Here is a 25,136-nt window from a genome sequence, read left to right as displayed (position 1 = left end):
GCTTTTTTAATTTTTAGTCTTTTGAAATTATTTCCCTTTAATAATTTTTAGAGAACCTTTTCCAGCATCACTTTCTAGTGATATTAGATATGTTCCATTAGCAAGTTGGTCACTTAATTCGAAATCGTGTTCTGTAACACCTCTCATCATTGCAATTTGCTTTTCTTGAACTAAAATTCCATTTAAATCAAAAATACGAAGTGTAGCCATTGAAGGTCTACGTGCTTCAATACGTATTTTAAAATATTTCTGTACAGGGTTTGGATACGCTGTAACATCGATATTCATAACTCCTGAGAAAGGAAAAAACTCAATTGAAAGTTCGTCACGTGGTACTGCTGTAAAAACATCTTCTTGTAAAGTTTCAATGTCTGTATTTCTTAAAATAACTTCAGAAAGTTTTGTATTTTTAATTTCGTCAATTTCAACCTGTGTAAATGCAGGGTCATTTTCATAATAATAACGATCACCATCTCTAAGAGCTCCAAACTGGAATAAAAATAATTCATTAAGTCCTTCGCCTATAATAGCGTTTGGTAAATGATCTTCACTCATAAAACCAATCCAAGGGTCAATATCATTAATATCTGTGTAAACTGTTGATAGTTTAGACTGTAATTCAATATCGCTTGTTAAATCGGCTAAGGTAGCGTGTGGTGCTAAACCTAAAGCAACTCTTATAGAATTGTAATCAGTTAAACCACGTTCTCTTGCTCTATTAAAGTTAGTCGCTAATAAATCAATCCCACCAGATCCTGGAGGTCCAAAAAGGAAATTACGTAAATCGTTCATAATTAAAGGATCAACTAACTGATGCTCTTGTGCTGCCATTCCTCTAAAGAAAGGAGAAATTCCACCTTCATCTTTTAATAATTCAGGATTGAAAAAGCCATCTCTTAAATCTGTAGCTCCAAACTGAAAATCGTCACCATTTTCTTCAAAACGAATTAATCGACCATTTACCAATGTATGCCCAAAACGGTAACCTGCAGCAGAAAACATATTAGTAATACTTGTTTCTACGGAAGTGTCATAACCACTGTAGGTAGGTAATTGAACTCCAATTGCTGGTAGAAATTCTTCATATGTAATTGCTTGAACTATAGCACTTACAACCTTACGGGCACGTTGGAAAATTTGCTCATCATTCCATCCTGGGTGTGCATCTTTTATACTTACAGCTTGTCTATTATGTTCTCTAACAAGTAATGTGTGAAAACAAGCTAATCCAGGTTGTTCGTTTACTCTTACGTCACCACCAACGAAAAACTTATCTGGTAATATTTGACCATCAACGACCATAAATGGTGCATTAGGGTCAATTGCACTTTCAAAGAGTCCATCGATTGTATTCCAAGGTAATGATTGATTAGCGCCAACTTTCATTAATCCATCTACTCCGGTACGAAGCCAGTTAGCTCTATCTTCATCACTTCCATAAACCATAGAAGCATCTATGTATGATGTAATTTCATTAATATGTCTTCTTGGATTTGAAATATCAGTACCAGTTGCTGGATCTGAGATAGAACGAAACATTCTAATTTCTTTATTGCCTAAACAAGCTGGATCAAACATTGGGTCACAACCTGGAACAGGAATATTTATTGGCTCAGAGGTTTCATCGTCATTTAAGTTAATATCGTGATCTATAAATTGACCCCAACCCCAAATAAAATCACTTAAACCTAATTCATTTGGTAAAAAAGTTTCTTGACTTCCTAAAGCATTACTAACAGTCCTTGGATTGGCTCTGTTTTCTCCTCCAGGTTCACTTATACCATCAGAATATGCTGCAGTTGTGAAAGTTCTAAAATACGTTCCGGCAGCTCCCCATTCAGGATTTGCAACATTGTTGCCTAACCCATCATAACTTCGGTTTTCTTGAGCTGTAATTGAAAATGAAATAACACAGAAAAGTGCCATCAAATAGTAGTTAGTTTGTTTCATATCAAGTTGTTTTAACACAAACTTAAGAAATTTAACCTTTTATTCTAATATTTCTGTAAGGATTCTGAAATGGAACGTCTAAATACTATTTCAAAATTTTAAGTTCTTTTTAGAAGCTTTATAATACTGTCTTGATACAAACTAAAATTGTCTTTAGTACTATATTAATTAAAACCACCAAGCAACAAATCGGCTTTTTTTGTTTCCTTGTCCCATTTCGATAGTAGTGTGAGTAGCTTTTAATTTGTCTAATTGTTTATAGATTTTAGGAAGATGAATCTCTTTAGCTACTAATGTTGTAAATACTTCAGCTTGTTGTTTAAATTCGGCACTTTGTTTTATTAATCGTTTAATAAATAGGGCTTCACCACCATTGCACCAAAGTTCATTAGATTGACCTTTAAAATTTAAGGCAAGCTCATTATTTTCATTTCTTTTGGGAAGCTTCAAGTTGTTAATTTTCCGAAGTGCTTCTTTTTCAGCATCCTTTGCTGAGGCGTGAAAAGGTGGATTGCACATAGTAAATTGAAATTTTTCTTCAGTTCCAATAATACCTTTAAACAAATTTGAAGGATCTTTTTGATGCCTTAATTCTATGTTTTTTTCTAAGGAGTTCTTTGAAATATTTTCCTTGGCAATAGCTATAGCTTTTTCGTCAATATCAGCTCCCACCATATTCCAACCAAATTGTTGCGAACCAATAATAGGGTAGATGCTATTTGCTCCTGTACCTATATCAAGCCCTTTGGTAGTCTGTTGCTTATTGATAATTCCACGTTCAATTAATAGGTCGTTTAAATGCCACAAATAATCTGCTCTCCCAGGTACTGGTGGTATTAAATAGTTTCTAGGTAATTGATACTCTACTAAAGCATAATGCTCTGCAAGTAATGCTTTATTAAGTTCAAGAACAGCTGCTGCTTTTGAAAAATCGATTGATTTATTTCCGTGAGCTGTAACAAGTACATATTGCTCTAGGCTAGGACTAACAGTTATTAATTTGTCAAAATTATAACCTTTACTGTGTGGATTTTGTTTGTGCATTGTGGGCAAATGTAGTCTTTAGAGTTGATAGAAAACAAAAATCCCCACAATTAGATTGTGGGGATTACTATATGCTTAATGATATATTAGCTTTGAGCCTCGTTTATTTCTTTCTTAATAGTGTTTTTCACTTGTTCATACTTTTCAGAAATTGTGTCTTCAACCTCGGCGTATGTATCTTTTATTTTTGATCCAGTTTCATCAATCTTTCCTTTGAGTCTAGCTTTCTCTTCTGGTGATAAATTTTTGTATTTCCACCAAGCGAATACACCTGCTCCAATTCCTAAAAGTGCTAAAATTCCTTTTCCGTTATTATTTCTAGTTGCCATATGTTTGTTTTAAGATTAATATTTTAATTAACTATATGTAAGCAATTTGCGTACCATGTTACAAACTGTCATCTTTAATTAAGAAAACTTTATAATCTTTAGTAGCTATTTATTGATTACCATTGAAATTGCTGTTTCAATGCTAGCATCTTTGTTGGCGTCTAAATCTGAAATCACTTTTTTTAGAAATTCCTGTTTGTCACTTGAATAAGTAATTTTAATATCTGCTGGAATTCCTTTGCTTTCATAATTAACCCCATTCATATCTAAATACACTTCGCTTGAAAGTCCAAAATCCCATCCGTTTGGTAGTTCTTTATCTAATACATCAGAAAAAACGCCTTCAGTTGTTGAACCTATTCTTGTAATATTAGGCATTGACAAAGAGCTTAAAGTCATAATTTCTGTTGCACTTGCAGATTCAGTCGAGATTAATAGATAAACTGGTTTGCTATATGCGTTATTACTTGCTGGTTGTGTAACTGTGTTTATGGGAGTGAATCCGTTTCCAAATTTTCCTTTTTTAGTGAAGACAATTTTTTCTTCGGAATTTAATCGTTTTAATACATCCATTCCTACTTCATCTTTTCCACCACCGTTAAACCGAACATCAATAATTAGAGCTTCAGTAGTTGCAAAACTTCCCATTACAGCATCTAATGTTTTATTAAGACCAATTAACTCATCTTTAGTATCATTATCACTTTCTTCAACAAATTCAAAATAATGATCAAAATAGTCTCTTAAGCTTAATGTGTCACTTATACCATAATCAGCAAGCCCCATCATTAAATTTATTTGTAAATAACCTATATTTTCTTTTAATGTTCCATATCTTAAAATACCTGCGTTTTTTGTAATTCCGTCGGGAATATATTTATTAGCGACCATTTCGGCTACTTTAAAATTATTTAGTTTTTCAACATTTTGTGTATCATTAGTTTCTTTTGAAATTGTACTGTCAACAACATTAAGTTCTACTAATTTTTCTGCGGCTTCTTCAATTTCGTCTGGAGCGCTTATGCTTATGTGACCATCGTCAAATGAATCGAGCATTTCAGTTAAAATAAAAAAGAGCTCTGCATCTGTAGTTTCGGCAGTAACTTTTGGGCGATAGGTTGCATACATTGTGTCTGGATTGACATTACGGAGTTCAAAATATGCATAATGATCTTTGAAATTTTCCCAAAGAATCTCAAAATTTCGCTCTGGATTATTAATATTATTTTGAGCTTCGATATACGCAGGTGTCCCTTTTTTACAAACTTGTGGCGCATCGATTGTTCGCGAAAATAAGTATATGTTAATACCATCTTTTAAAGTGATTGTGTCGTTAGCGTAACTTATATTTTCATTGAAATCTGATATTTTGCCATCCATTAATGGCATACAAGAAAGTGAAGTTACATCTGCCAATAAAAATTCACCATCAATAATTTTTAAAATACGTCCATAACCAACAGATTGGTAAACGCCATCGATATCTGTTTCTTGATTGTCGTTTTTAGTTTCGTTACAGGATAAGAACAAAAAAGCAATTAGAAGTGTTGAAGTAATTAGATAGGATAGTTTCATTGGTGGTTATTTATATGGTTTTTTAATATAGACGTAAAAAAAGACTATAACGTTGCCTGTTCATAAAAAAAGTTGGTTGTAATATATTAATTACAACCAACTAATAGCAATAAAACTAAGGTTTTAGATAAAGGGCAATCTTTTAATTTTCAATAAACGGAGCGCCAGCGGCGTTCATTTTATCTTTGGTTTTAGCAATAGAATTTTGAATAGTGTTTAGCTTTAATTGATACTGTTTTAATTCAGTTTCTACAATTTGCATTAATTGTTTGTGAGAATTAGTTGGGCCGTATGTGGACTTTTCTAATCCTCTATAAATTGAGAACATTCGCTCTTCAATAATTGGACTATTTTTCTCACCAATTTCATTTTTAGCGGCATTACCATATACTTGTGAGTTTAGCTGTTGTAATTGTTTAGTAATTTCAGCTAAATCATTTTCAATAGTTCCTGGTGCGATATTAGTTTGTTCTAAAGCTCGTGACATCGCTTGTACCATTTTAGTAGATTTTTTTAAGGTGTACGTAAATTGAGAAGTATTTCTAGCTAATGTTTCATAATCGCGCATAAAAGTCGATAATTCCTGTGGACTTTTTCCAGGTAGAGCACCTTTGTGTAAAGGTTTAACGTTAAAGCTAACAGATTCACTTAGCGGTTTCACTTTACCATTTTCTTCAAGATACATTTTAACACTGTATTTTCCTGGAGCAGCAAGAAAACCTGATGGAATCTCGTCACCTTCATTCATATTACCATTTAAAAGAATCATTTGTGGAGCAGGGTATTTTAAATCCCAAGTTACACGATTGATTCCCTTTTTTGGTTTTGAAGTTACTCGACGCACCACAGTACCGTTATCATCAGAAATTACAAATATCAGTTTAGCTTCTTTCTCTTGACTTTCGGCTTCAAGAGCCTTGTAGCCTGTAAAAGGGACATCAGAATTATTGTAATTTTTTTCTCTTTCCTTTCTAAGTTCTGAGCTAGTTTTAGGAGCGTCTTTTAAATAATAAGTAAACATTGCCCCAAAATCTGGATTAGGAGCCACAAAGTGTGAATCTCCTTGACTTCCTTTTCCTTTTTCAAAACTTAAATGAGGGCGTTCTACATACCACCAAGCATCACGAACAGGGAATAAAGTAGCTTCCTGTAGTAGTGTATTTGCTGAAATTTCACGCAATGCCGAAATGTCATCTAAAATAAAGAAACCTCTTCCAAACGAAGCACCAACCAAATCATTCTCGCGACGTTGAATAGTTATATCTCTAAATGAAATTGTAGGTACGCCACCCTTTAGCATTTCCCATGAAGAACCACCGTTAGTAGTAACATAAATTCCAAACTCAGTTGCAGCAAACATTAAATTAGGAGCTATATGATCTTGCACAGTTCGCCATACCATAGTTCCGTCAGGAATAGTACTACTTATAGATTTCCAGGTCTTTCCTTTATTTGAACTTTTTAATAGGTAAGGTTTGAAGTCTCCATATTTGTGATTGTCTAAAGCAATGTAAACGGTATTAGCATCAAACAAATCTGCACGAATATCATTAACGAATGCAGTTTTAGGAACTCCTGGTAAACTCTCTACTTCAATTTTACTCCAAGAAGTACCATCATTTTCTGAAACTTGAATATAACCGTCATCTGTTCCTGCATATAGTAGCCCTTTTTGCTTTGGAGACTCGGCTAATGAGGTAATAGTGTTGTAATTAGACATGGCATAAACATCCCAAGCAGCATCCCAAGATTGTTTTTTGCCTAGAATTGGCATTTCAATTCTATTTTGATTCTTAGTTAAATCACCAGAAATTGCTGTCCAATTATCACCACGATTTGTACTTTTCCAAACACGGTAAGAAGCAAAATAAATAGTTGCAGGGTCGTGCGGACTTACTAAAATAGGAGCATCCCAATTGTATCTTTCGTGCGGTTCATTTGCACCAGCTTGTGGCTGAATATCAATTACTTCACCTGTAGAAATGTCTATTCTAGATAATGTGCCCTCTTGTCTTTCAGCATACATAATGTTTGGGTTTCCAGGTTCAGTAGCAGTTTGATGTCCATCCCAGTTTAGGATTACTTTCCAGTCGCTGTTTTGAATACCGTGAATGTTATCAGTTCTAGATGGACCACCTTCAGTACTATTATCTTGTGTGCCTCCGTATACATTGTAAAAAGGCTCAGCATCATCTACGGCGAGTTTATAGAATTGTGTGATAGGTAAATTCTCAATGTATTTCCATGTTTTTGTTAAGTCGAAACTTTCATATAATCCACCATCAGATCCTACTAATAAATAATTAGGGTCATCCTTTCTAAAAGCAAGGGCGTGATTATCTCCGTGCTTATTTTTTTCATTCATTCTATAAAACGTTTTTCCACCATCTTCTGAAATCTGTAAATTATTATCCATTAAATACAAACGTCCTTGATGATGAGGAGATGTATACAGCTCTTGATAGTAATGTGGTCCAGTACCACCAGTTACAGTATTAGATTCCTTCGTCCAAGAACTTCCACCATCTACACTTTTATAAAACCCACCTTTTCTTCTAGGTAATTCAATTGCTGCGTATAAAACATTTGAATCAAAATAGGACATTGCAAGACCTATTTTTCCCATTTGCTCAGTTGGTAAACCTGTACTAAGTTTTGTCCATGTTTCTCCTCCATCCATACTTTTATGTAGCCCAGAACCTGGACCTCCTCCCATATAGGCAGCGACTGTTCTATGGCGATCCCATGTAGCAGCAACTAGCATATCTGGATTGTCAGTGTTTAAAACAATTTCAGTAACTCCTGTCCATTCATCATTTCCTAGTGTTTTTTTCCAAGTTTTACCACCATCAATGGTTTTATATAAACCACGGTCACCACCTTTATTCCATAATGGTCCTTGAGCAGCTACCCAAACAGTGTTACTATCATAAGGGTGAACAATAATTTTTGAAATATGTTGTGAATCTTTCAATCCCATATTTTGCCAAGTGAGTCCGCCGTCAGTTGATTTATAAACACCATCACCATAGGCAATATGTCTACCACCTACATCTTCTCCGGTACCTACCCAAATGGTATTAGGGTTAATTGGGTCGATGGTTACAGCACCTATTGCAAAGGTTGCTTGATCATCAAAAACTGGTGTCCAAGTTGTACCGGAGTTAACAGTTTTCCAAACTCCTCCAGATGCTACCCCTACATACCAAATACTCTCATTAACGGGATGTATGGCAACTGCTGCAATACGACCGCTCATAAAAGCTGGGCCAATGTTTCGGAGTTTTAATCCGTCGTAAATAGATTTTTTTTCCTTTGAATTAGTATCATTTTGAGCTTGGCTATTAAAGCCCAAAAGCAGGAAAGCGATTAGTAATGCGATGAGTGGTAAGTGTTTTTTCATTATGAGATATTTAATTGGTTGTGCTTAAAGTTATTTAAAATGAAAAATTCCGCACCGTACTATAAGTTAATTAACGTATGCTTTAACGTTTTTATAACATTTTTGAAAATAACTATTAGTAGAATTTTCGAAGGGATATCTAGTACTCGTCGTCAAAATACTATCAATAAATATTTATACTTATGAAATATATAAACCTATCAATCGCATTAGCCGCTTTTATACTTTTAAGTATCTTAGGATGCACAAGCAATAAAAAATCGAATAGTCATGTACACACAGATGGATCTCATTCACACGATACAGCTAAAACTGTTTCAGATTATTTTGGTACATATAGTTTAGTGGATAATGATCACGGTACTGAAACTAAAATGATTCTAAATGAAACCTCTCGTAAAATGGTTACAAATGCGTTGCCAAATCATGAAACAGGTACATTTCCTAACCAAGGTAATCCTAATACAATTACCGCTCAAAATAAGACTTATGAATTTCCTTTAAATCCAGTTAATACAGGAAATCCATCTTGGGTAAGAGAACCAGGAGTTGCTTTAAATGGAGTGAAATTTGAACCTGGAACAGCAGAGGTTGTGGTATGCGATACTGGAGAAAACTATCGAGTAGAAGCTTTTCAAAATATTATAGATTTAGGGTTAGATTTTAATAATGCCCACGTTCAACCTACTGGTGAATACCACTATCACGGTACGCCTACATCAATAATTAAATCTAATGATACTGGAGTAGATTTAATACACGTAGGATTTGCCCACGACGGTTTTCCAATGTACTACTCTAAAAGTCATGCGTATCAACCAAGTTATAGTTTAGTTGATGGAACTAGAGAAGGGGAAGATTGTACTTATTCTAACCCTATGAATACTATGAATATTGCGATTAAAGGGTCAAACCACGATGGAGCTTATGGATCTGACTTTGAGTTTATTGATGGTTCAGGTGATTTAGATGAGTGTAATGGTATCACAATTGATGGACAATATATGTATTTGGTGACTCAGGAATTTCCTTATGTAAGTCGTTGTTTAATGGGAGAAGTTAGTACTCAACAAGGTGGCCCAGGTGGAAGACGTAAAAGTGCTAAAGAATTGATTAAAGATTTTGATGCTAATAAAGATGGTAAACTATCAATAAATGAAGTAAAAGGACCTTTGAAAAGTGATTTCACTAATTTAGATTCTAATAGTGATGGTTTTCTTTCAGAAAAAGAAATTAGATCTGGATCAAAAGGAATGGGTGGAAATAGACCTTCAAGAAACTAAATCGTTATAGGCATAAATTGTGTAGTTTTATAGGGTTTTAAAACGCCTTTTTATGCCAGACGATTTTTTACCTTTTAAGAGAATAGGCCTTTGCTTTAGTGGTGGAGGTTATCGTGCCACTTTTTTCTCACTAGGTACAGCAGCTTATTTAGAGCATGTTAACTATGAAGGGGAACCTTTATTAAAAAATGTTACAGCACTAAGTACAGTAAGTGGCGGAACACTATTTGGCGTAGCATTTACTAAAGCAGTTACAACTTCAGGATTTCAATTTAAGGATTTTTATGCTGAAATGTACTCAACATTTAACCCAGCTAATGATACATTACTTAATGATGCTGTAGCTAAAATATCTAATAAAGATGTTTGGGAAACTTCTTCACACAAAAGGCAATCGCTAATAAACGCTTTCGCTTTAAAATATGCCGAAATGCCCTTATTTTCTGGTAAATTTGGTGATTTTAACTTAGTAAAAAAGAGCCTTTATACATCACTAAATGATAAGGAGAAACCATATAACTTAGCACACGTTTGTTTTAATGCAACCGATTTTTCATTCGGGTTGCCATTTCGGTTTCAAAACTCTGGAATATTTGGTAACAAAGCACTCAAAGGTACATATGTTAATGCGCTAAAAAATGAAACTGTTTTAGGAGACATTGTAGCTTCTTCATCTTGTTTTCCTTTAGGCTTTGAGCCATTGGTTTATCCGGACGATTTTTATAGTAATCAAATTTCCGAAGAATATATAGCTCTTAAAAATCAAGAAAAATTTAAAAAGGGTGTGGGTATTATGGATGGTGGCATTACAGACAATCAAGGTCTTGATAGTATGCTTAACATTAATAGCCGAAAGTCTTCGAAATTAGATTTAATAATAGTTAACGATGTTTCTAGCTTTCAAATGAAGCCTTGGAAACCGAGTACTTTCGAAATTGAAAATGAAACTTCAATTAACGATATTGCTACCAAACTTTTTAAATGGTTAGATTTTAAATGGCTGTATCCCATAATATTGTTAGTAGGAGTTGGATTTTTAGTTTTTGGATATTATGAAAATGCGGCTGCTTTAACTATCATCTGGCCATTTGTTATTGGTGCTTTTATATCAGGAATAGGAGCTTTATTAATTACCGCAGGTTTATTAGCTCATTCATTTAAAAAGCGATTGGTAAGTTGGTTTAACACAACATTTAATAAAGCAGTTCCGGAAGCATTGCTAGAGGAGGTTAGTAGTTTTAAACATTTAGGAATTGATGTTGTTAAACGTTTGCTCACAGATCGTGCAAGTTCAGCTGCTACGATGGTGCAGAGTGTTTTTTTGAATCAGATTAGAAGATTAAATTACGGCGATTTTTATAAAAACCCTAATTTAGAAAATAAACGTATAACCTCTCGTGTAGATGAACTTGATGGTAAAAATACTATTTATAAAAAGTTTGTTATTTCGCCAGAAGTTAAAACACCACTAAGTAAATCGCTTAAAAATGTAGCAAAAATTGCAGCCGAAACTCCTACAACTTTATGGTGGGATGAAACGGATGTAAAGTTAAAGCGAATGGATTCGCTTATAGCTTGTGGGCAATTTACAACGTGCTATAATTTATTGACATATATTATCGATTTAAAAAAAGTAGGGATCACTTCGCCAGCGATTGAAGCTTTAGAAAAACAATTACGTTCAGATTGGAAAACCTTTACAGAAAACCCTTATTGGCTTGTGTAAATTCATTAACCTTAGCTTTTACGTAATAAAGTTACGACCTTTACGACTCAACTATATATTATGAAACTATTTAATTCTTTATTACAAATACCAACCGGAACACCCAATCCTAGAGATGGTAGTCAGTTCGATTTTTCTTCACCTTTCGATGTTATAGTGTATATCGTATTGCCTATAGTTATTGTAATTCTCTATATTTTATATCGTAAACAACGTGCAAAAGACCAAGAATGAGAAACTTCCTTTTTTTACTATTAATTTTCGTAACATGTACAAATAGTATTGCTCAGGAAATCTATTCTGAAATACGCCTAAATAATACAACCCAGCTAGAATTATTAAATTCGGAAGGGTTTGGTGTAGACCATATTCAATTTGATGAGGAAGGGTTACCAATCCTTATTGTTTCAGAAAGAGAGGTTTTACAACTGGATGTTTTAGGAATTCAATATGAAACTACCATTGCTAATTATGCTGAAAATTATAGAAATGAGCTTTTAGCTGATGTAATTGAAACGGGTGAGAAATCTGCACTTAGCACAGATGGCTTTGACTTAGGAACTATGGGTGGATTTTATACGTTTGATCAAGTTGTTGCAAAACTTGATGAAATGAAAACAGATTTCCCAAACTTGATTACGGCTAAACAATCAATTGGCACAACTGCAGAAGGAAGAACCATTTGGATGGTTAAAATAAGTGACAATCCAGATATTGATGAAGATGAACCTGTAGCATACTTTGATGCATTACATCACGCTCGAGAACCATTATCAATGGCAGTGACTATTAACTATATGTTTTACCTTTTAGAAAACTATGCAACTAATACAGCAGTTCAGTATCTAGTAAACAATAGAGCGTTATACTTTGTGCCTGTGGTAAATCCAGATGGATATGTTTATAATGAAACTACAAATCCTGAGGGTGGAGGACTATGGAGAAAAAACAGATTTGAAACATCGCCAGCATGTGTAGGAGTTGATTTAAACAGAAATTACAGTTTTGCTTACGGTGATAATGAAAGCTGCTCTAGTACTAATCCTTGTTCAGGAATATATAGAGGAACCGAAGCTTTTTCTGAACCTGAAACTACAGCTGTTTCTAATTTGTTAAGTACAATAAACCCTAAAACGGCATATTCCATACATTCAACGGCTGGTACTTATTTAATGCCTTACGGTTATAATACATCTCCTCCAGAATATCCTATATATTCAGAATGGGCTTCTGCATTTCTAGATGAAAATGATTATACGTATGGAACAACTTTCCAGATTTTAGGATACACTTCGTGTGGTACTACACGCGACTATATGCATAGTGAAGGTATTTATGGTTGGACTCCAGAAATAGGAGGAAGTGGTTTTTGGCCTTTACCTAGTACTATTTTAGACTTGGTTGCCGAAAATATACGTCCCATGTTATACCAGTCTTGGATTTCAGGTTCATACATTGATGTACAAAGTCATACAGAATTAGTACCTGCTATTCCTGGTCAAACTTTTGAAATTGCTGTCGAAATTAAGAATGTTGGTCTTGAAGATACAACAGATGATGTTACCGTAGCAGTAGTTTCAAACAATCCACTAATTACGGTTCCTTCTGAAATGTCATACAGTCAAGTTCCGGCAAGAACAAAACAAAATAATCTTGCGACACCATTCCAAATTGAAATAGATCCAAGTTTTAACGAACAGTATTTTGATCTTGAAATTCAAACATTTCAAGGAGGTGCTTTAAATGAAACAGCTACAATAACAGTATTTGTAGGTAGTGGAACGACAATACTTGTTGATGCTGCACATTCAGATACCAATACCTTTACATCTTATGGAACTGGGTCAATATGGAATTTTTCAATAGATGATTCATATAGTGGTGATGGATGTTATTCAGATTCTGTGGGAGGAAATGGTTTAAATGATACAGATTCATATTTCGAACTTAATACACCGTTGAATTTTACAAACACAACTGGTCCTGTTTTAACATTTATGACAAAGTATTCAATAGCGTTAGGAGATATTACTACCTTAGAAATATCTGTTGATGATGGTGAAAACTGGGATGTTCTTGGAATTTATAATTTAAATAAATCTTGGAATATGAAAAGTTACAACTTAGCAGCTTATAATGGCTTTGAGCAAGTGAGACTTAGATTTCATACACTAAATGATGATTTTAGACCTGGCGATGGTTTCTACTTTGATGATTTCAGTATTGTAGATTATGATGAGGAAATACTTTCAAACGATACACTAGAGACTTTAAATAAGATTGTAGTGTCACCTAATCCGTTTACAACACAATTAGAGCTGTTTAATACAAATAGCCAACAACTTAGCTTAACATTGTATGATATCCTCGGAAATGTGCTTAAAGAAACTACTAAGACTTCAAATAAAACTTTAGTAATTGAAAATCTTGATTCGTTATCTAAAGGAATATATTTTCTGAAGGTAGAAACCGAAAGTGGTCAATCACTAACTTTTAAAGTGATTAAGTAATTTGAAGCATTAACGTTTCCGAAGAATATTTGCATCTAAAAAGTAGGTCATTTTTAATGAAATGGTACTGCTTGTATTTTCTCCTAGCGTCTTTTCAAGATTATCTAAATATGATGAACGAATATCATCATTAAAATAATTTGCACCTAACTTGTACGATAAACTCAACTCACTCGCAGGTGCAAATTGCCATGTTCCTAAAACATCGATATTAAATTGGTTGAAATTATCATCAAAATCGTCGACGTTTAAATCGTAATTACTTTCAGTTAGCACACCGTTTTCTTGAAGTTGGAATTGTTTAGAATAAGCTACTTGAATCCAATAGTGACGAGCCCTTAAATTAAAGTTTAGTTTAGAGTTTACAGCGTAATTAAGCGTAAAAACATTAGACAATACATTAATAGCTCGTTGACCAAAAACAATGGCATCATTTTCCATTGCAATAAATCCTGCACTTTTAGTTAGGTTTTCAAACCCTTGGCTGAAATAAGCATACAGGTGCTGTCCTGCACGAGCTCTAATTCCGTAACCGGCTATAAAATCATCTTTATAGATTTCAGAATTAAAGTGATTTACAAAAATAGCGTAGCCAGAAAAGGAAAGATTTTTATTGGCATTGGTTTGATATTCTAGAAAACTTTGAAATTTTGCAGGTTTATTAAAGTGTCTATCCTTAATTCGTGCTTCATAAAAGTTTTTACCTTTTTCAGAATATGTGACATCTGCAAAAATGGTTGCTTGACTTTTTTTCAAAGTACCATTAAACCCTAATATATAGTTTGCGTTTTCTTTTTGTTGCAATGAGTGGTAATAATAGTGCTCTCCTAAAACAAATAGTTGATAATTTGAGAAGGTATTATTTGGTTTATTTTCAGCATATGAAACGTCTCCACGCCATCTCGATTGATTATTACGAGCATTAAAACCAAAGTCATTAATATCCCATTTGTCATCTATTAAATAATATGAGAATCCGCCAGTCCACTTTCCGCTAACTTTTCCTGCGTATGCATAGTATTCGTGGCCAATTTCATTTCTATCATTTTCAAAATATTGTTGTGAAATTCCTTTTTTAAAATATGCACTGTAGGTTCTATTTTTACTGTAATATCGATAGAGTAGTGCGGTTAAGTTAGCATCGTAATCTGAACCATTTCGTAACACCGAATTGTTAATGAGCGTTAACGAGCCATTATTTTTTAATGCTTGATCAAGTACTAATGAGTTGTAGTTTGTAATTGGATTTGTAATAACAGATCGTTGCTCATTGGTTTCAGTATTTCTAACAGTAGCTTCACTTTTAGCGGTAATTCCGTTAAGCACTCCAATGGACAAACCACTTTTCGATTTACCGGAAAACTTAATTAAATTTAAAATATTAGTTGAGACTGGATTTTCAATAATCTCCTCTTCTTCTGAAATTTGAATATTATCACTATTGATAGGTCTACCGCCAATTCTTCTGGTATATAAGTAACCTCCTTTGTCAAATAGCTCCGTTCCTTCTACGAAAAATTGTCTATTTTCATTAAACTGAACTTCAAATGGGCTGAGGTTTAATATTTGATTATCAGACTGCGCTTGGCTAAAATCTGGAATTAAAGATACATCTAAAGTATATGCATTATCATAGACGTATTTTAAATCCATACCTCCATTTAAAGTGGTCTTTGTTTCACCATCTACTGATTTTTCGTGCACTACAGATACAAATGGAAGTAATGATAAATTAAGCGGTGGGTTGATAGATTTAAAATTTGTAACGGTACCAAACTGATTCATATATCCATTCTGATTAGGGTCAATAGGACTCCAAAACGAATCTTCATTTAGTTTTGAAGAGAAACGTTGAAAGTTGATTTTAAAATTATCTAAAGCATCTTTTGGAAACCGAATACTATTAAATGGTATTCTTACTTCAACAACCCAATAATTGTCGTGTAGTGTTACTTCAGAGTCCCAAACTACATTAAAATTATCATAGTTACCTGTATTTGTTAATTTAGAGTCTAATTGTACATTAGCGGCGGTAACAGTAAAATCATATCCTTCACGGGCTTCACCAAAAGGATCCATTTGTATACCAAAGTAATCAGAGTTTCCTGGATCGTCTCTTTCCGTAAGTTGGTTATTAATTTCCGTACTGTTTTCAACTGAGAAAATTCCTAAAACATATAAGTAGCTATCGTCATATAATAATCCAATTTGTGATGTACGTTTTGAAGGTTTCCCATTATCTGGTGATCGTTGCGTAAATTCTCTAGTTTCAAGATGTTTTTGCCAGATAGCTTCAGATGGTTCACCGTCTATTTTAATAGATTCGGTAGTGCGATTAATTTTAATGGATTTCTGTGCGTGTAGCGTTGTCATATTTCCGAAGAAAATACTAAACAATATAATTATGCTGGCTTTAATGTATGTAAGTTTCATGTTGTTGGTTTTGATTGTGATTCAAAGATGCTAGCGTTTGCAGGATATCCTTGTTAAATGAGGGTTAACGGCTAGGTTAACGGTTATTGACTGTTCAATAATTCGATTAACATGTATGTGGAATATCACTAAAATCAATACTTGCCAAAGTGATTAACGTTAACGACAGGTTAAGCAGCTGTACATGTGTGTTTTAAAGTTTTATGCTACCATATCTTTGCCTGAGCGGCAGTATTCTAAAGCCTTTAAAAAGAATCACATTTTAAATTATATAATTATGAGAACACGTAAAAACACATTGTTGACACAAGCGAATCCAAACACTAATAAGTTTGTATGGAATTCTAAAAGAAGATTTAGATAACAAGAGGAAAATGGACTAAAGCGCTTTAGTTATTTGGATTAGCCTTTAATAGGTGCTTTAGTCTTTAATTTTAAAGTTTTAAATTATGAGAAATTATAATAAACAGTTCAATTCGTTAAGCACAGTAGATGTAATTAATAGTTTTTCAACACAAGGACTTGATGAACTTAGCACTTTTGTTCCTAAAATTATTAAAATAAATTACTTAGAAAATATCCGCTAATTGAATACTTTTTTTCTATCAAATATTTGTAAATGAGGTTGTTTAGTGTTTTGTTAGTTGAGTTAACGCTAGGTTAACGATGGTTAATAGTAATTTTAAACACTTAAGTTGTAGTAGATTTACACTATTGAAAAGAGTACCAAGAAAAATCAACCCAAAACCGATTGCAATTATTGTTTCATGAAAAACAAAATTACCATATTAATTATCCTTTCAGTTATCGTGTTAATTGCACTGTCTTCTATTCAGGCATATCTTATACAAAACACATACGAGTTAAAAAAGAAAGCATTTATACAAGAAACGGATGACTTAGTTTCTAAGATTAGTAGTGACGAGCGATTAGACTCTATTTACGATGTGTGGAGCGATCAATTGAAAGATCATATTTCAGATTTTAAGAACAAAAGAATCACCGAAAGTGATTTGATTGGTAGAATGAAGGACAATGCTGAAACTTTAAATAAGCAATACGATACAATTTTTCAAACTGAATTAAAGAAGTTAGACATAGGATATGATGTACAGTTCAAAAAGAATTTAGCCTTTTTAGTGATTACTCAGGATGAGGTTAGGGATTCTATTTTTCCTTTGAAAGATAGAAAACGAATGATGCTCTTTGGTGAAGATTTTAACGAAGAAGAAGCCACAATAATAAACACGCAACGCACTTTTACTAAAAACGAATTTTTTTCGCAAGAAGAGGGAGAAATTGTAACACTTTCATTTGATTTAGAAATTTATTCGGTTGAATTGTTACTTATAAAAGATTGGAAAAGAATTGTTTATGGGCAGATGACTTTGTTGCTTTTAGGCTCAGTTTTACTATTTCTCTTTGTAATAGGATTACTGTATTACTCCATTAAAAATTTAGTAACACAAAAAAGAATTGCAGAAATTAAAACAGATTTCATCAACAATATCACTCACGAACTTAAAACCCCTCTAGCAACCCTTAGTATTGCTACAAAATCATTAAGGAGTGATGTTATCAAAAACAACGAATCAGCTTTTAATAACACATTAAACATTGTTAACCGTCAAAATGAACGTTTACAAAAATTGATTGATCAGGTAATGAACAACAGTTTAAGCAATGAAGAAATACTATTAAACAGAGAGCAAGTAATTGATAATACCTATTTTATTAATGTTTTGGAAGATTTTAAACTTTCCACACAACACGGCGACTTAAAGGTGATTAATAATATCTATGAACCTGAAGTATTATTACGCATAGATAAGTTCCAATTTACAACCGCAATTACAAATATCTTAGAAAATGCCGTAAAATATGGTGTTGAAAAAACTGTGATAACAGTTTCAAGTTCCATAGTAAATGGAGAGTATTTAATTGAAATACGTGATAATGGAGTGGGTATTTCAGAAAGAAATCAAAAACTTATCTTCGAAAAATTCTATAGAGTAAGTGAGGGCAATGTGCACGATGTTAAAGGCTTAGGTCTTGGGTTGTATTATACATATCAAATTATCAAAGCGCATAATGGAAGCATTAAAATTGAAAGTGAACTTAATAAAGGAACTACCTTTATTATTAAAATACCAGTAAAGTAATGGAAAAGCAACGCGTTTTATTAGCAGAAGACGATTTTGATTTTGGGAGTATTCTAAAGCAATATTTAGAGATACACAATTTTGATGTTAGCTGGGCACAAGATGGAAAAGAAGCCTTAACACTTTTTAATGCCGAAACGTTAGCTGAAAGGCCATTTGATATTTGTGTATTTGATGTAATGATGCCTAAAATGGATGGTTTCGCATTAGCTGAAGCGATAGTAAGCAAGAGCCCAGAATTGCCTTTTATATTCTTAACTGCTAAGAAAATGAAAGATGACCGAATTAAAGGTTTAAAACTTGGAGCAGATGATTATATCGTGAAACCTTTTGAAGCTGATATTCTAGTGCTACGATTACAAAATATATTAAAGCGTTCCCAGCGAGGGAGTGCAATAATTAGAAATACTATTGATAATTATGCTATTGGGAAGTATACTTTCTACCCGCAAAATCATCAATTACGAATTAATGATACTGTTCAAAAATTAACTGATAAAGAGGCGCAGCTTATTAGTTATTTCTTTGAGCATAAAAACCAACTAGTCAACCGCGATGACTTGTTGAACGGTGTGTGGGGAAGTGACGATTTTTTCTCAGGCCGAAGTATGGATGTTTTTATAAGTCGATTGCGCAAATACTTTAAAGAAGATCCGCAAATTTCAATTGAAAGCACAAGAGGAGTAGGGTTAACATTTATAACTCCATAGTATACTTTTTAGAAGTGCTAATTAAAAAATTTTTCAACAAAAAACAACACAATTTATGAAAGCAATAATCACATTTGCAACAACTTGCGCTGTACTATGTACAGTGATAGTTAAAGGGCAAACAAACCCACCGCAACCGCCACAACCACCAGTTGTTTCTAGTCATAGTGATGCAACTTCTAGTTCAACATCATCTAGTTATAGCGTAACTACAACATCTGATGATGATAGTAATAGAGGAGGTAATATCTCCATATCAATTAGTGATACGGACCGTTCTTATTCAATGAGTGCAAAGTATCCAGATTCTAGAATTTCTGCAGTGCATGACGTAATTCGTAAGGAATTAGGGGAAGGCGAGCGTGTTAAAAACAAAGAAAGATACCAATGGATATTGAATAAAGGTGATAACGAGGTTTACGAAGTGGACCTACGTGGTAACCGACTTTCAATTGACCTTGATAAAGATATTGCAGGTAACGATTTGACAAAAAAGTTTAGCAATATGGGGAAACTGATTCGTAATGCAATTTCAGGTAGAGATGTTGATACTCAACGACAAGCTCAGCATTTACAACGCGAAGCAGATAGATTACAACGTGATGCTGACCGTATGCGCAGAGAAAGTGAACGTATGCAACGAGAAGCAGACCGTCTAAAAAGAGATCAAACTCAATTACAAGAACAAGTTAATGTAGATGCTGAAAGATATGAGCGTGATGCATTAAAACTTGCAGAAGAAGGAATGCGCATTGCAGAACAAGCTAGCCGTCTAAATAGGAATGCTGCAGATAATGGTGGTGTAAGCGACGTAGTGGAAGATATGTTGCAACTATCAAGTACTAAAATGAGCATACCATTTGAAAATGTAAACAAATGGACTTGGCCAAACGCTCAAAACACACTTATACAAGCATTGTTAGTTAATAAAACAATCACCTCAGATTCTGAGGTGGTTTTTTCTAGAGATCGCCAAGGTATCTTTGTAAATGGGATAAAAATGGATAAATCAAACTATTCAAATTACGATCGTATCTTACTAAATACAGGAATTCCTATAGCTTGTGATTTTACCTTTTACAAAAAAGGAAATCATATTGTAATTGTAGATAATATGGCACGTATTGAGCCAGTTTTAAACGATTTGCAAGAACAAGGTTTTATAACTAATTTGAATGAAAAAGCAGAAATTGAAATAAACGGAGCAACAGCAGTTATTAATGGGAAACAATTATCTAATAATCAAGTTTCTGAAATTAATGTATTATTAAGAAAGCGTAATATAATTCCTTCACCAGGTAAAACAATTAAAATTTCAGGAGTAGGAAATTATACCTTAGGCTATACGGCAGATAAAGTTCATTTAGGAACTTGGATAGCAAATGATTAAATAAGTTTAGTAATGTTTTAGTAGGCTTTCGCCAAAATTTTAATGATGTAACATTTCTTAATTATTAAAAAAACTCCTTCCTTCTTGTAGAATTTTCAAATATCTTCAATCAAATTTTGTTAAATTCTCAATAAATATTCTAATGAAATAGCTAAATAACTGAAAAAGTGCCTTTAAATCCGTACTTTAGCCGAAATTAGAATAATCCGGTATTTTCAATACCACAAATACACTGTAATAAAAAAGAATGGCTAAATCACAGCAAACATTTAACAAGAGTGAAAAAGAAAAGAAACGTTTAAAAAAACGTGAAGACAAACGTAAGAAAATGGAAGCTCGTAAGGCTGACAAAGAAGCAAACGGAACAGCACATGATGAGTTTGTCTACGTAGATTTTAATGGTAACCTAACAAGTACTCCTCCAGATCCTTCTCTTAAAGAAGAAGTTGATATCGAAGATATTATATTAGGAATTCCTAAAAAGACAGATGAAGATAGAGAAGCTTTTAATCCAGTAAGACAAGGAACGGTTTCGTTTTTTGACACTTCTAAAGGATTTGGTTTCATTATTGACAACGAAAACAAAGAAAAGTATTTCTGCCATGTAAGTGGTCTTAAAGATGAAATAGTAGAAGGAAACTTGGTTTCATTCGAACTTGAAAAAGGACAACGAGGTATGAATGCTGTAAAAGTTACTTTAGTTAAATAAAGTTATTAAAGTATTATAAAAAAAGCGAGCCGATAATTATATCGGCTCGCTTTTTTTATACTAACTAATTAAGTTTAGTTGCTGTAAATTAACGTTCTGTAAGGTGCTGTAATAGTCATTTCGTCTTTTTCGTAGATGAGCTTAAAGCTAGAATCATCTGCGGTGCAGAACTCATCCATTGTACAAAGAGCATTACCATTTATTTCAAAGTTTTTCTCAGCTTTTGCTATTTCGGTTAAATGGAGTATTGCATTTACTCTTAGTGTGGTAATAGGCTGTATTTCAGTAGTGTCAGCTCCTTTACAACCTCTAAAAGCTTCAACAATGGGTTTGTCCATTTTAATTAAATGATTCTCTTTAAATGAAATTTTTAATAAATTTTCAAAATATTCAGTCTCTGTATAAAGATCAATTTTCATTTCTGAACTTACGTGTAGTACAATCATCATATTAAAAGACTCATTATCTAACTTTTGAATTGAATATGAAACAACATTAGTTTCAATAGCACTTGTTACTCTTGTATTGTTATCAACAGTAATGCTATCGAAGTTTGTTAAAGTAATTGAACTTGATAGTATCGTGAGCAAATAAATAATAAATGAATTCATAATTTTTAATTTTTAATTGATAGCGTAAAACTAAGTAGTTCAGTCTAATAATGTGTCAAAACAATGTAAAAAAAGTGTCAATCTTTACTTTTAAATTGATAAAAATGCGTTTCAGGTAATACATACACAAATTAGTTTATTGTTTAAAAGTCCTACGGCGTAATAATTTGGCTTTTACAAACGTGGCATTTTAATTATTTTAGAGGTTTATTAAAAATCTCATTTTTTCATATGAAATATTCTTTTTCTTTATCACTAAGTGTTCTCTCATTATTAATAACAAGTATTTCAATAGCACAAGACTTTTCGTCGTTGACATATAGAAATGTAGGGCCAGAACGTGGAGGCCGTGTTACTTCAGTTATGGGAACTCCATCTTTACCTGGAACTTTTTATTTAGGAGCCACGGGTGGTGGTGTGTGGAAAACGGAAGATTACGGTATTTCTTGGAATAACATTTCAGACGGATATTTTGAAACGCCATCAATAGGCGCAATTCAGGTTGATGTAGAAAACCCAAATTTAATTTATGTAGGTACTGGTAGTGATGGTTTACGAAGTAATGTTATAGGAGGTAGAGGTGTGTATAAATCTACAAATGCTGGTGAAAGTTGGGAACATGTAGGCTTAAGAAATGTAGGGCAAATAGGAGCTGTGGAAATTGATCCTAAAGATTCAAAAACAGTTTGGGTTGCAGCAATTGGTGATGCTTTCAAGAACAATGAAGATAGAGGGATTTTTAAGTCTACAAATGGAGGAGAAACTTGGGAAAAAGTTTTATATGTTTCAGATAAGACAGGTTTTTCAGACCTTGAATTACATCCTAAAAAATCTAAAATTGTTTACGCAGCAGCTTGGAAAGGACAACGTAGACCTTGGACTATTATTTCCGGAGGAACATCAAGTGAGGGAGGAATTTATAAATCAAAAAATGGAGGTAAAGATTGGGAAAAACTTTCAAATGGATTACCTCAAGGTTTAATTGGTAAAATTGATTTAGCTGTATCTCCAGCAAACCCAAAAGTATTATATGCGGTCATTGAAGCGCCTGGAAAAGAAGGAGGTTTATACAAATCTGAAGATGAAGGGAAATCATTTATTCAAGTTTCAGATGAAATAGGCCTTGTTAATAGACCCTTCTACTATACTAACTTAGAATTAGATCCTACTAATGAAAACATTGTTTATTCAAATTCTAATCCGCTTTTAAAATCTATTGATGGTGGTAAAAATTGGAAACGAATGAGTGTCCCTCACGGAGATAATCACGATATATGGATAAATCCTAACAATCCAGAAGTATTAATACAGGCTAATGATGGTGGCGCAAATGTTTCTCAAAATGGAGGTAAAACGTGGTCTACACAATTTAATCAACCTACCGCAGAGTTATATCAAGTTGAAGTTGATGATCAATATCCATATTGGTTATACGCAGGGCAACAAGATAATTCTACAACAATCGCTGTTCCTAGTTTTCCGCCAAGCGGAGTACAGGATACAAATGCAGGTTGGTTAATTAACACAGGTGGTTGTGAAACTGGTCCGGCAATACCTAAACCTGGAAACCATAACATTGTATATGCTAACTGTAAAGGTCGTTTTGGAGTTTTTGACAAACGAACAGGTACTGAAAAAAGTTACTATGTTGGTGCATCAAATATTTATGGGCATAACCCAAAAGATTTGCAATATCGTTTTCAACGTGTAGCACCTATTCACGTATCACCACATAATCCTGATGTAGTTTATCACGGTTCTCAATATTTACATAAAACGATTAATGATGGACAAGTATGGATGACTATCTCGCCAGATTTAACAGCTTTTGAAGCAGATAAACAAGTTATTTCTGGAAGTCCTATTACTCGCGATATTACTGGTGAAGAGTATTACAGTACACTTTATTCAATTAGGGAGTCTAAACTAGTAGAAGGTTTAATCTGGACTGGATCTAATGATGGAGTTATTTCTGTAACAAGAAATGGAGGTACTACTTGGAATAATGTAACACCAAAAAATCTTCCAAAGGGTGGACGTGTTGAATCAATTGAACCATCGCAGTTTGACCCAGCAAAAGCATATATCGCTGTCGATAGGCATTTATTAGGCGACACAAAACCATATCTATTCAAAACAAGTAATTATGGTGAAAGCTGGGAATTAATAAGTACAGAAACAAGTGGAATACCTAACGATTTTGTAACGCGTGTTTTAAGGGAAGATCCTGTAAAAGAAGGACTTCTTTTCGCTGGTACTGAGTATGGTATTTTTATTTCATTTAACGATGGGAATACGTGGAGCGCATTTCAGCAAAACCTACCTGTAACTCCCATTACAGATTTAAAACTTTTTAGAGGCGATATTGTTGTAAGTACAATGGGTCGTGGTTTTTGGATTTTAGATAACTATACATCTTTGCAGCAAGCCGAAATATTAAAGATGAAAGCTAGTCCTGTTTTATTTAAACCAGATACTACGGTAAGATATCGTTATCCAAATGTTCGTGGCATCGCTGGAAATAAATACCCTCAAACACAAGTGTATATTGACTATTATTTACCTGAAAATATAAAAGGAGCAGTTGCTCTTGAAATATTAAATGAACAACGTCAATCGTTAGTAACAATTACAAGTGATAGTAGTTTTGTTGCAATACCTAATACTGAAGTTATGGTAGAAAACGCTTCAGATGAAACTCCAGGTTTTGAAGAAGTGGAGGATATGAATTTGAGTCAGACATTTAGATACTCAGATAAAAAATTAAAATCTGAAGCTGGAATGCATCGTTTTGGGTGGAATTTAAAACAAAAAGGGGCGTGGTCTAAAAATGAAAACCGAAGGTTTAAGTATGGTCCTATGGTAGCTCCGGGAAATTACATTGTTAAATTGACAGCTGGAGGGAAGACCTACGAGCAGCCATTTTTTATTACAGCAGATCCTAGAATTGAGGCACAAGGTGTTAATCAAGAAGTCATTGAAAGTCAAATAGCATTTCAGAATAAAGCAATTAATTTACTTTCTGAAGCTAGAAAATTTCAATCTGATTTGGAAAATGAAATAATACTGTTAAATGAAACGAATTCAAAAAACGATGCAATTAGATTAGATAAAATTAGAACTATTTTAAATGAATTGAAAAATGCTGAAGGAGCTTATCCAAGGCAAATGTTAATTTCACAAATTTCATATTTATTGAGTATGGTCAGTGGTGCAGACCAAGCTCCAGGAGCTGATGCTGAAGCTAGATATGCACAACTAGTATCTGAGTTTAAAAAGCTAAAAGAACAATTTTAGAACT

At 33.4% G+C, this 25,136-nt stretch carries 17 protein-coding genes; 10 read left to right on the top strand and 7 right to left on the bottom strand.

Annotation, left to right across the window (positions count from 1 at the left end):
- Positions 1–27: 27 nt before the first annotated feature.
- The 5 genes from GBH57_RS08365 to GBH57_RS08345 all read right to left on the bottom strand — a co-directional run bounded on the left by GBH57_RS08365 (position 28) and on the right by GBH57_RS08345 (position 8,301).
- A complete protein-coding gene (locus GBH57_RS08365) occupies positions 28–1,950 on the bottom strand; it encodes a peroxidase family protein (protein ID WP_151673983.1) in 1,923 nt (640 codons plus the stop codon).
- A 168-nt stretch (positions 1,951–2,118) separates the two neighbouring features.
- The gene (rlmF, locus tag GBH57_RS08360) at positions 2,119–2,994 is read right to left on the bottom strand and encodes a 23S rRNA (adenine(1618)-N(6))-methyltransferase RlmF (RefSeq protein WP_151673980.1); all 876 of its coding nucleotides are present in this window, start codon (positions 2,992–2,994) and stop codon (positions 2,119–2,121) included.
- Between the two features lie 86 nt (positions 2,995–3,080).
- Positions 3,081–3,323, bottom strand: coding sequence for a YtxH domain-containing protein (locus tag GBH57_RS08355; protein WP_151673978.1), 243 nt, complete (start codon positions 3,321–3,323; stop codon positions 3,081–3,083).
- Between the two features lie 105 nt (positions 3,324–3,428).
- A complete protein-coding gene (locus GBH57_RS08350; protein WP_151673976.1) occupies positions 3,429–4,898 on the bottom strand; it encodes a S41 family peptidase in 1,470 nt (489 codons plus the stop codon).
- Between the two features lie 142 nt (positions 4,899–5,040).
- Positions 5,041–8,301: a WD40/YVTN/BNR-like repeat-containing protein gene (locus tag GBH57_RS08345; protein ID WP_151673974.1), complete on the bottom strand. Its 3,261-nt coding sequence runs from the start codon at positions 8,299–8,301 to the stop codon at positions 5,041–5,043.
- Between the two features lie 182 nt (positions 8,302–8,483).
- On the opposite strand from GBH57_RS08345, the gene GBH57_RS08340 reads away from it, so the two are divergent.
- Genes GBH57_RS08340 through GBH57_RS08325 form a run of 4 tightly spaced genes read left to right on the top strand, consistent with a single transcriptional unit; the run spans position 8,484 to position 13,820 of the window.
- Positions 8,484–9,584 (top strand): YHYH protein, encoded by a 1,101-nt coding sequence (locus tag GBH57_RS08340; RefSeq protein ID WP_151673972.1) that lies wholly within the window; start codon positions 8,484–8,486, stop codon positions 9,582–9,584.
- 52 nt (positions 9,585–9,636) lie between these two features.
- A complete protein-coding gene (locus GBH57_RS08335; protein WP_151673970.1) occupies positions 9,637–11,310 on the top strand; it encodes a patatin-like phospholipase family protein in 1,674 nt (557 codons plus the stop codon).
- Between the two features lie 60 nt (positions 11,311–11,370).
- Positions 11,371–11,544 (top strand): adenylosuccinate synthetase, encoded by a 174-nt coding sequence (locus tag GBH57_RS08330; protein WP_151673968.1) that lies wholly within the window; start codon positions 11,371–11,373, stop codon positions 11,542–11,544.
- Positions 11,541–13,820: a M14 family metallopeptidase gene (locus GBH57_RS08325; protein ID WP_151673966.1), complete on the top strand. Its 2,280-nt coding sequence runs from the start codon at positions 11,541–11,543 to the stop codon at positions 13,818–13,820. The genes GBH57_RS08330 and GBH57_RS08325 overlap by 4 nt, the downstream gene beginning before the upstream one ends.
- A 9-nt stretch (positions 13,821–13,829) precedes the next feature.
- Here the strand turns inward: GBH57_RS08325 and GBH57_RS08320 are convergent, their stop codons facing one another.
- Positions 13,830–16,253: a DUF5916 domain-containing protein gene (locus GBH57_RS08320; protein ID WP_151673964.1), complete on the bottom strand. Its 2,424-nt coding sequence runs from the start codon at positions 16,251–16,253 to the stop codon at positions 13,830–13,832.
- A gap of 449 nt (positions 16,254–16,702) precedes the next feature.
- Here GBH57_RS08320 and GBH57_RS16000 point away from each other — a divergent pair, with 449 nt between their 5' ends.
- The 5 genes from GBH57_RS16000 (at position 16,703) to GBH57_RS08300 (ending at position 21,224) form a co-directional block, all read left to right on the top strand.
- Positions 16,703–16,840 (top strand): hypothetical protein, encoded by a 138-nt coding sequence (locus GBH57_RS16000; protein ID WP_161596080.1) that lies wholly within the window; start codon positions 16,703–16,705, stop codon positions 16,838–16,840.
- A gap of 180 nt (positions 16,841–17,020) precedes the next feature.
- Positions 17,021–18,415 (top strand): sensor histidine kinase, encoded by a 1,395-nt coding sequence (locus GBH57_RS08315; RefSeq protein ID WP_151673962.1) that lies wholly within the window; start codon positions 17,021–17,023, stop codon positions 18,413–18,415.
- Positions 18,415–19,125, top strand: a complete 711-nt coding sequence (locus GBH57_RS08310) for a response regulator transcription factor (protein WP_151673960.1) — start codon at positions 18,415–18,417, stop codon at positions 19,123–19,125. The genes GBH57_RS08315 and GBH57_RS08310 overlap by 1 nt, the downstream gene beginning before the upstream one ends.
- 55 nt (positions 19,126–19,180) lie before the next feature.
- Complete coding sequence (locus GBH57_RS08305; protein WP_151673958.1) at positions 19,181–20,515, top strand: hypothetical protein; 1,335 nt, start codon at positions 19,181–19,183, stop codon at positions 20,513–20,515.
- A gap of 247 nt (positions 20,516–20,762) precedes the next feature.
- Entirely contained in the window at positions 20,763–21,224 is a 462-nt protein-coding gene (locus tag GBH57_RS08300) for a cold-shock protein (RefSeq protein WP_151673956.1), read from the top strand.
- A gap of 74 nt (positions 21,225–21,298) precedes the next feature.
- On the opposite strand, the gene GBH57_RS08295 is transcribed toward GBH57_RS08300, so the two are convergent.
- Positions 21,299–21,835, bottom strand: a complete 537-nt coding sequence (locus tag GBH57_RS08295) for a hypothetical protein (RefSeq protein ID WP_151673954.1) — start codon at positions 21,833–21,835, stop codon at positions 21,299–21,301.
- Between the two features lie 231 nt (positions 21,836–22,066).
- Between GBH57_RS08295 and GBH57_RS08290 the strand changes: the two genes are divergently transcribed.
- Complete coding sequence (locus GBH57_RS08290; RefSeq protein ID WP_151673952.1) at positions 22,067–25,132, top strand: WD40/YVTN/BNR-like repeat-containing protein; 3,066 nt, start codon at positions 22,067–22,069, stop codon at positions 25,130–25,132.
- The last annotated feature ends 4 nt before the right edge of the window (positions 25,133–25,136 follow it).

The sequence above is a fragment of the Patiriisocius marinus genome (assembly GCF_008974325.1).
GTDB classification, from domain to species: Bacteria; Bacteroidota; Bacteroidia; order Flavobacteriales; family Flavobacteriaceae; genus Patiriisocius; species Patiriisocius marinus.
This window is presented reverse-complemented; position numbering and strand designations above follow the sequence as displayed.

What these genes read in the sequence shown, in the direction of transcription:
- GBH57_RS08365 (WP_151673983.1), bottom strand. Translation starts at nt 1,950, where the DNA reads ATGAAACAAACTAACTACTATTTGATGGCACTTTTCTGTGTTATTTCA.
- rlmF (WP_151673980.1), bottom strand. Translation starts at nt 2,994, where the DNA reads ATGCACAAACAAAATCCACACAGTAAAGGTTATAATTTTGACAAATTA.
- GBH57_RS08355 (WP_151673978.1), bottom strand. Translation starts at nt 3,323, where the DNA reads ATGGCAACTAGAAATAATAACGGAAAAGGAATTTTAGCACTTTTAGGA.
- GBH57_RS08350 (WP_151673976.1), bottom strand. Translation starts at nt 4,898, where the DNA reads ATGAAACTATCCTATCTAATTACTTCAACACTTCTAATTGCTTTTTTG.
- GBH57_RS08345 (WP_151673974.1), bottom strand. Translation starts at nt 8,301, where the DNA reads ATGAAAAAACACTTACCACTCATCGCATTACTAATCGCTTTCCTGCTT.
- GBH57_RS08340 (WP_151673972.1), top strand. Translation starts at nt 8,484, where the DNA reads ATGAAATATATAAACCTATCAATCGCATTAGCCGCTTTTATACTTTTA.
- GBH57_RS08335 (WP_151673970.1), top strand. Translation starts at nt 9,637, where the DNA reads ATGCCAGACGATTTTTTACCTTTTAAGAGAATAGGCCTTTGCTTTAGT.
- GBH57_RS08330 (WP_151673968.1), top strand. Translation starts at nt 11,371, where the DNA reads ATGAAACTATTTAATTCTTTATTACAAATACCAACCGGAACACCCAAT.
- GBH57_RS08325 (WP_151673966.1), top strand. Translation starts at nt 11,541, where the DNA reads ATGAGAAACTTCCTTTTTTTACTATTAATTTTCGTAACATGTACAAAT.
- GBH57_RS08320 (WP_151673964.1), bottom strand. Translation starts at nt 16,253, where the DNA reads ATGAAACTTACATACATTAAAGCCAGCATAATTATATTGTTTAGTATT.
- GBH57_RS16000 (WP_161596080.1), top strand. Translation starts at nt 16,703, where the DNA reads ATGAGAAATTATAATAAACAGTTCAATTCGTTAAGCACAGTAGATGTA.
- GBH57_RS08315 (WP_151673962.1), top strand. Translation starts at nt 17,021, where the DNA reads ATGAAAAACAAAATTACCATATTAATTATCCTTTCAGTTATCGTGTTA.
- GBH57_RS08310 (WP_151673960.1), top strand. Translation starts at nt 18,415, where the DNA reads ATGGAAAAGCAACGCGTTTTATTAGCAGAAGACGATTTTGATTTTGGG.
- GBH57_RS08305 (WP_151673958.1), top strand. Translation starts at nt 19,181, where the DNA reads ATGAAAGCAATAATCACATTTGCAACAACTTGCGCTGTACTATGTACA.
- GBH57_RS08300 (WP_151673956.1), top strand. Translation starts at nt 20,763, where the DNA reads ATGGCTAAATCACAGCAAACATTTAACAAGAGTGAAAAAGAAAAGAAA.
- GBH57_RS08295 (WP_151673954.1), bottom strand. Translation starts at nt 21,835, where the DNA reads ATGAATTCATTTATTATTTATTTGCTCACGATACTATCAAGTTCAATT.
- GBH57_RS08290 (WP_151673952.1), top strand. Translation starts at nt 22,067, where the DNA reads ATGAAATATTCTTTTTCTTTATCACTAAGTGTTCTCTCATTATTAATA.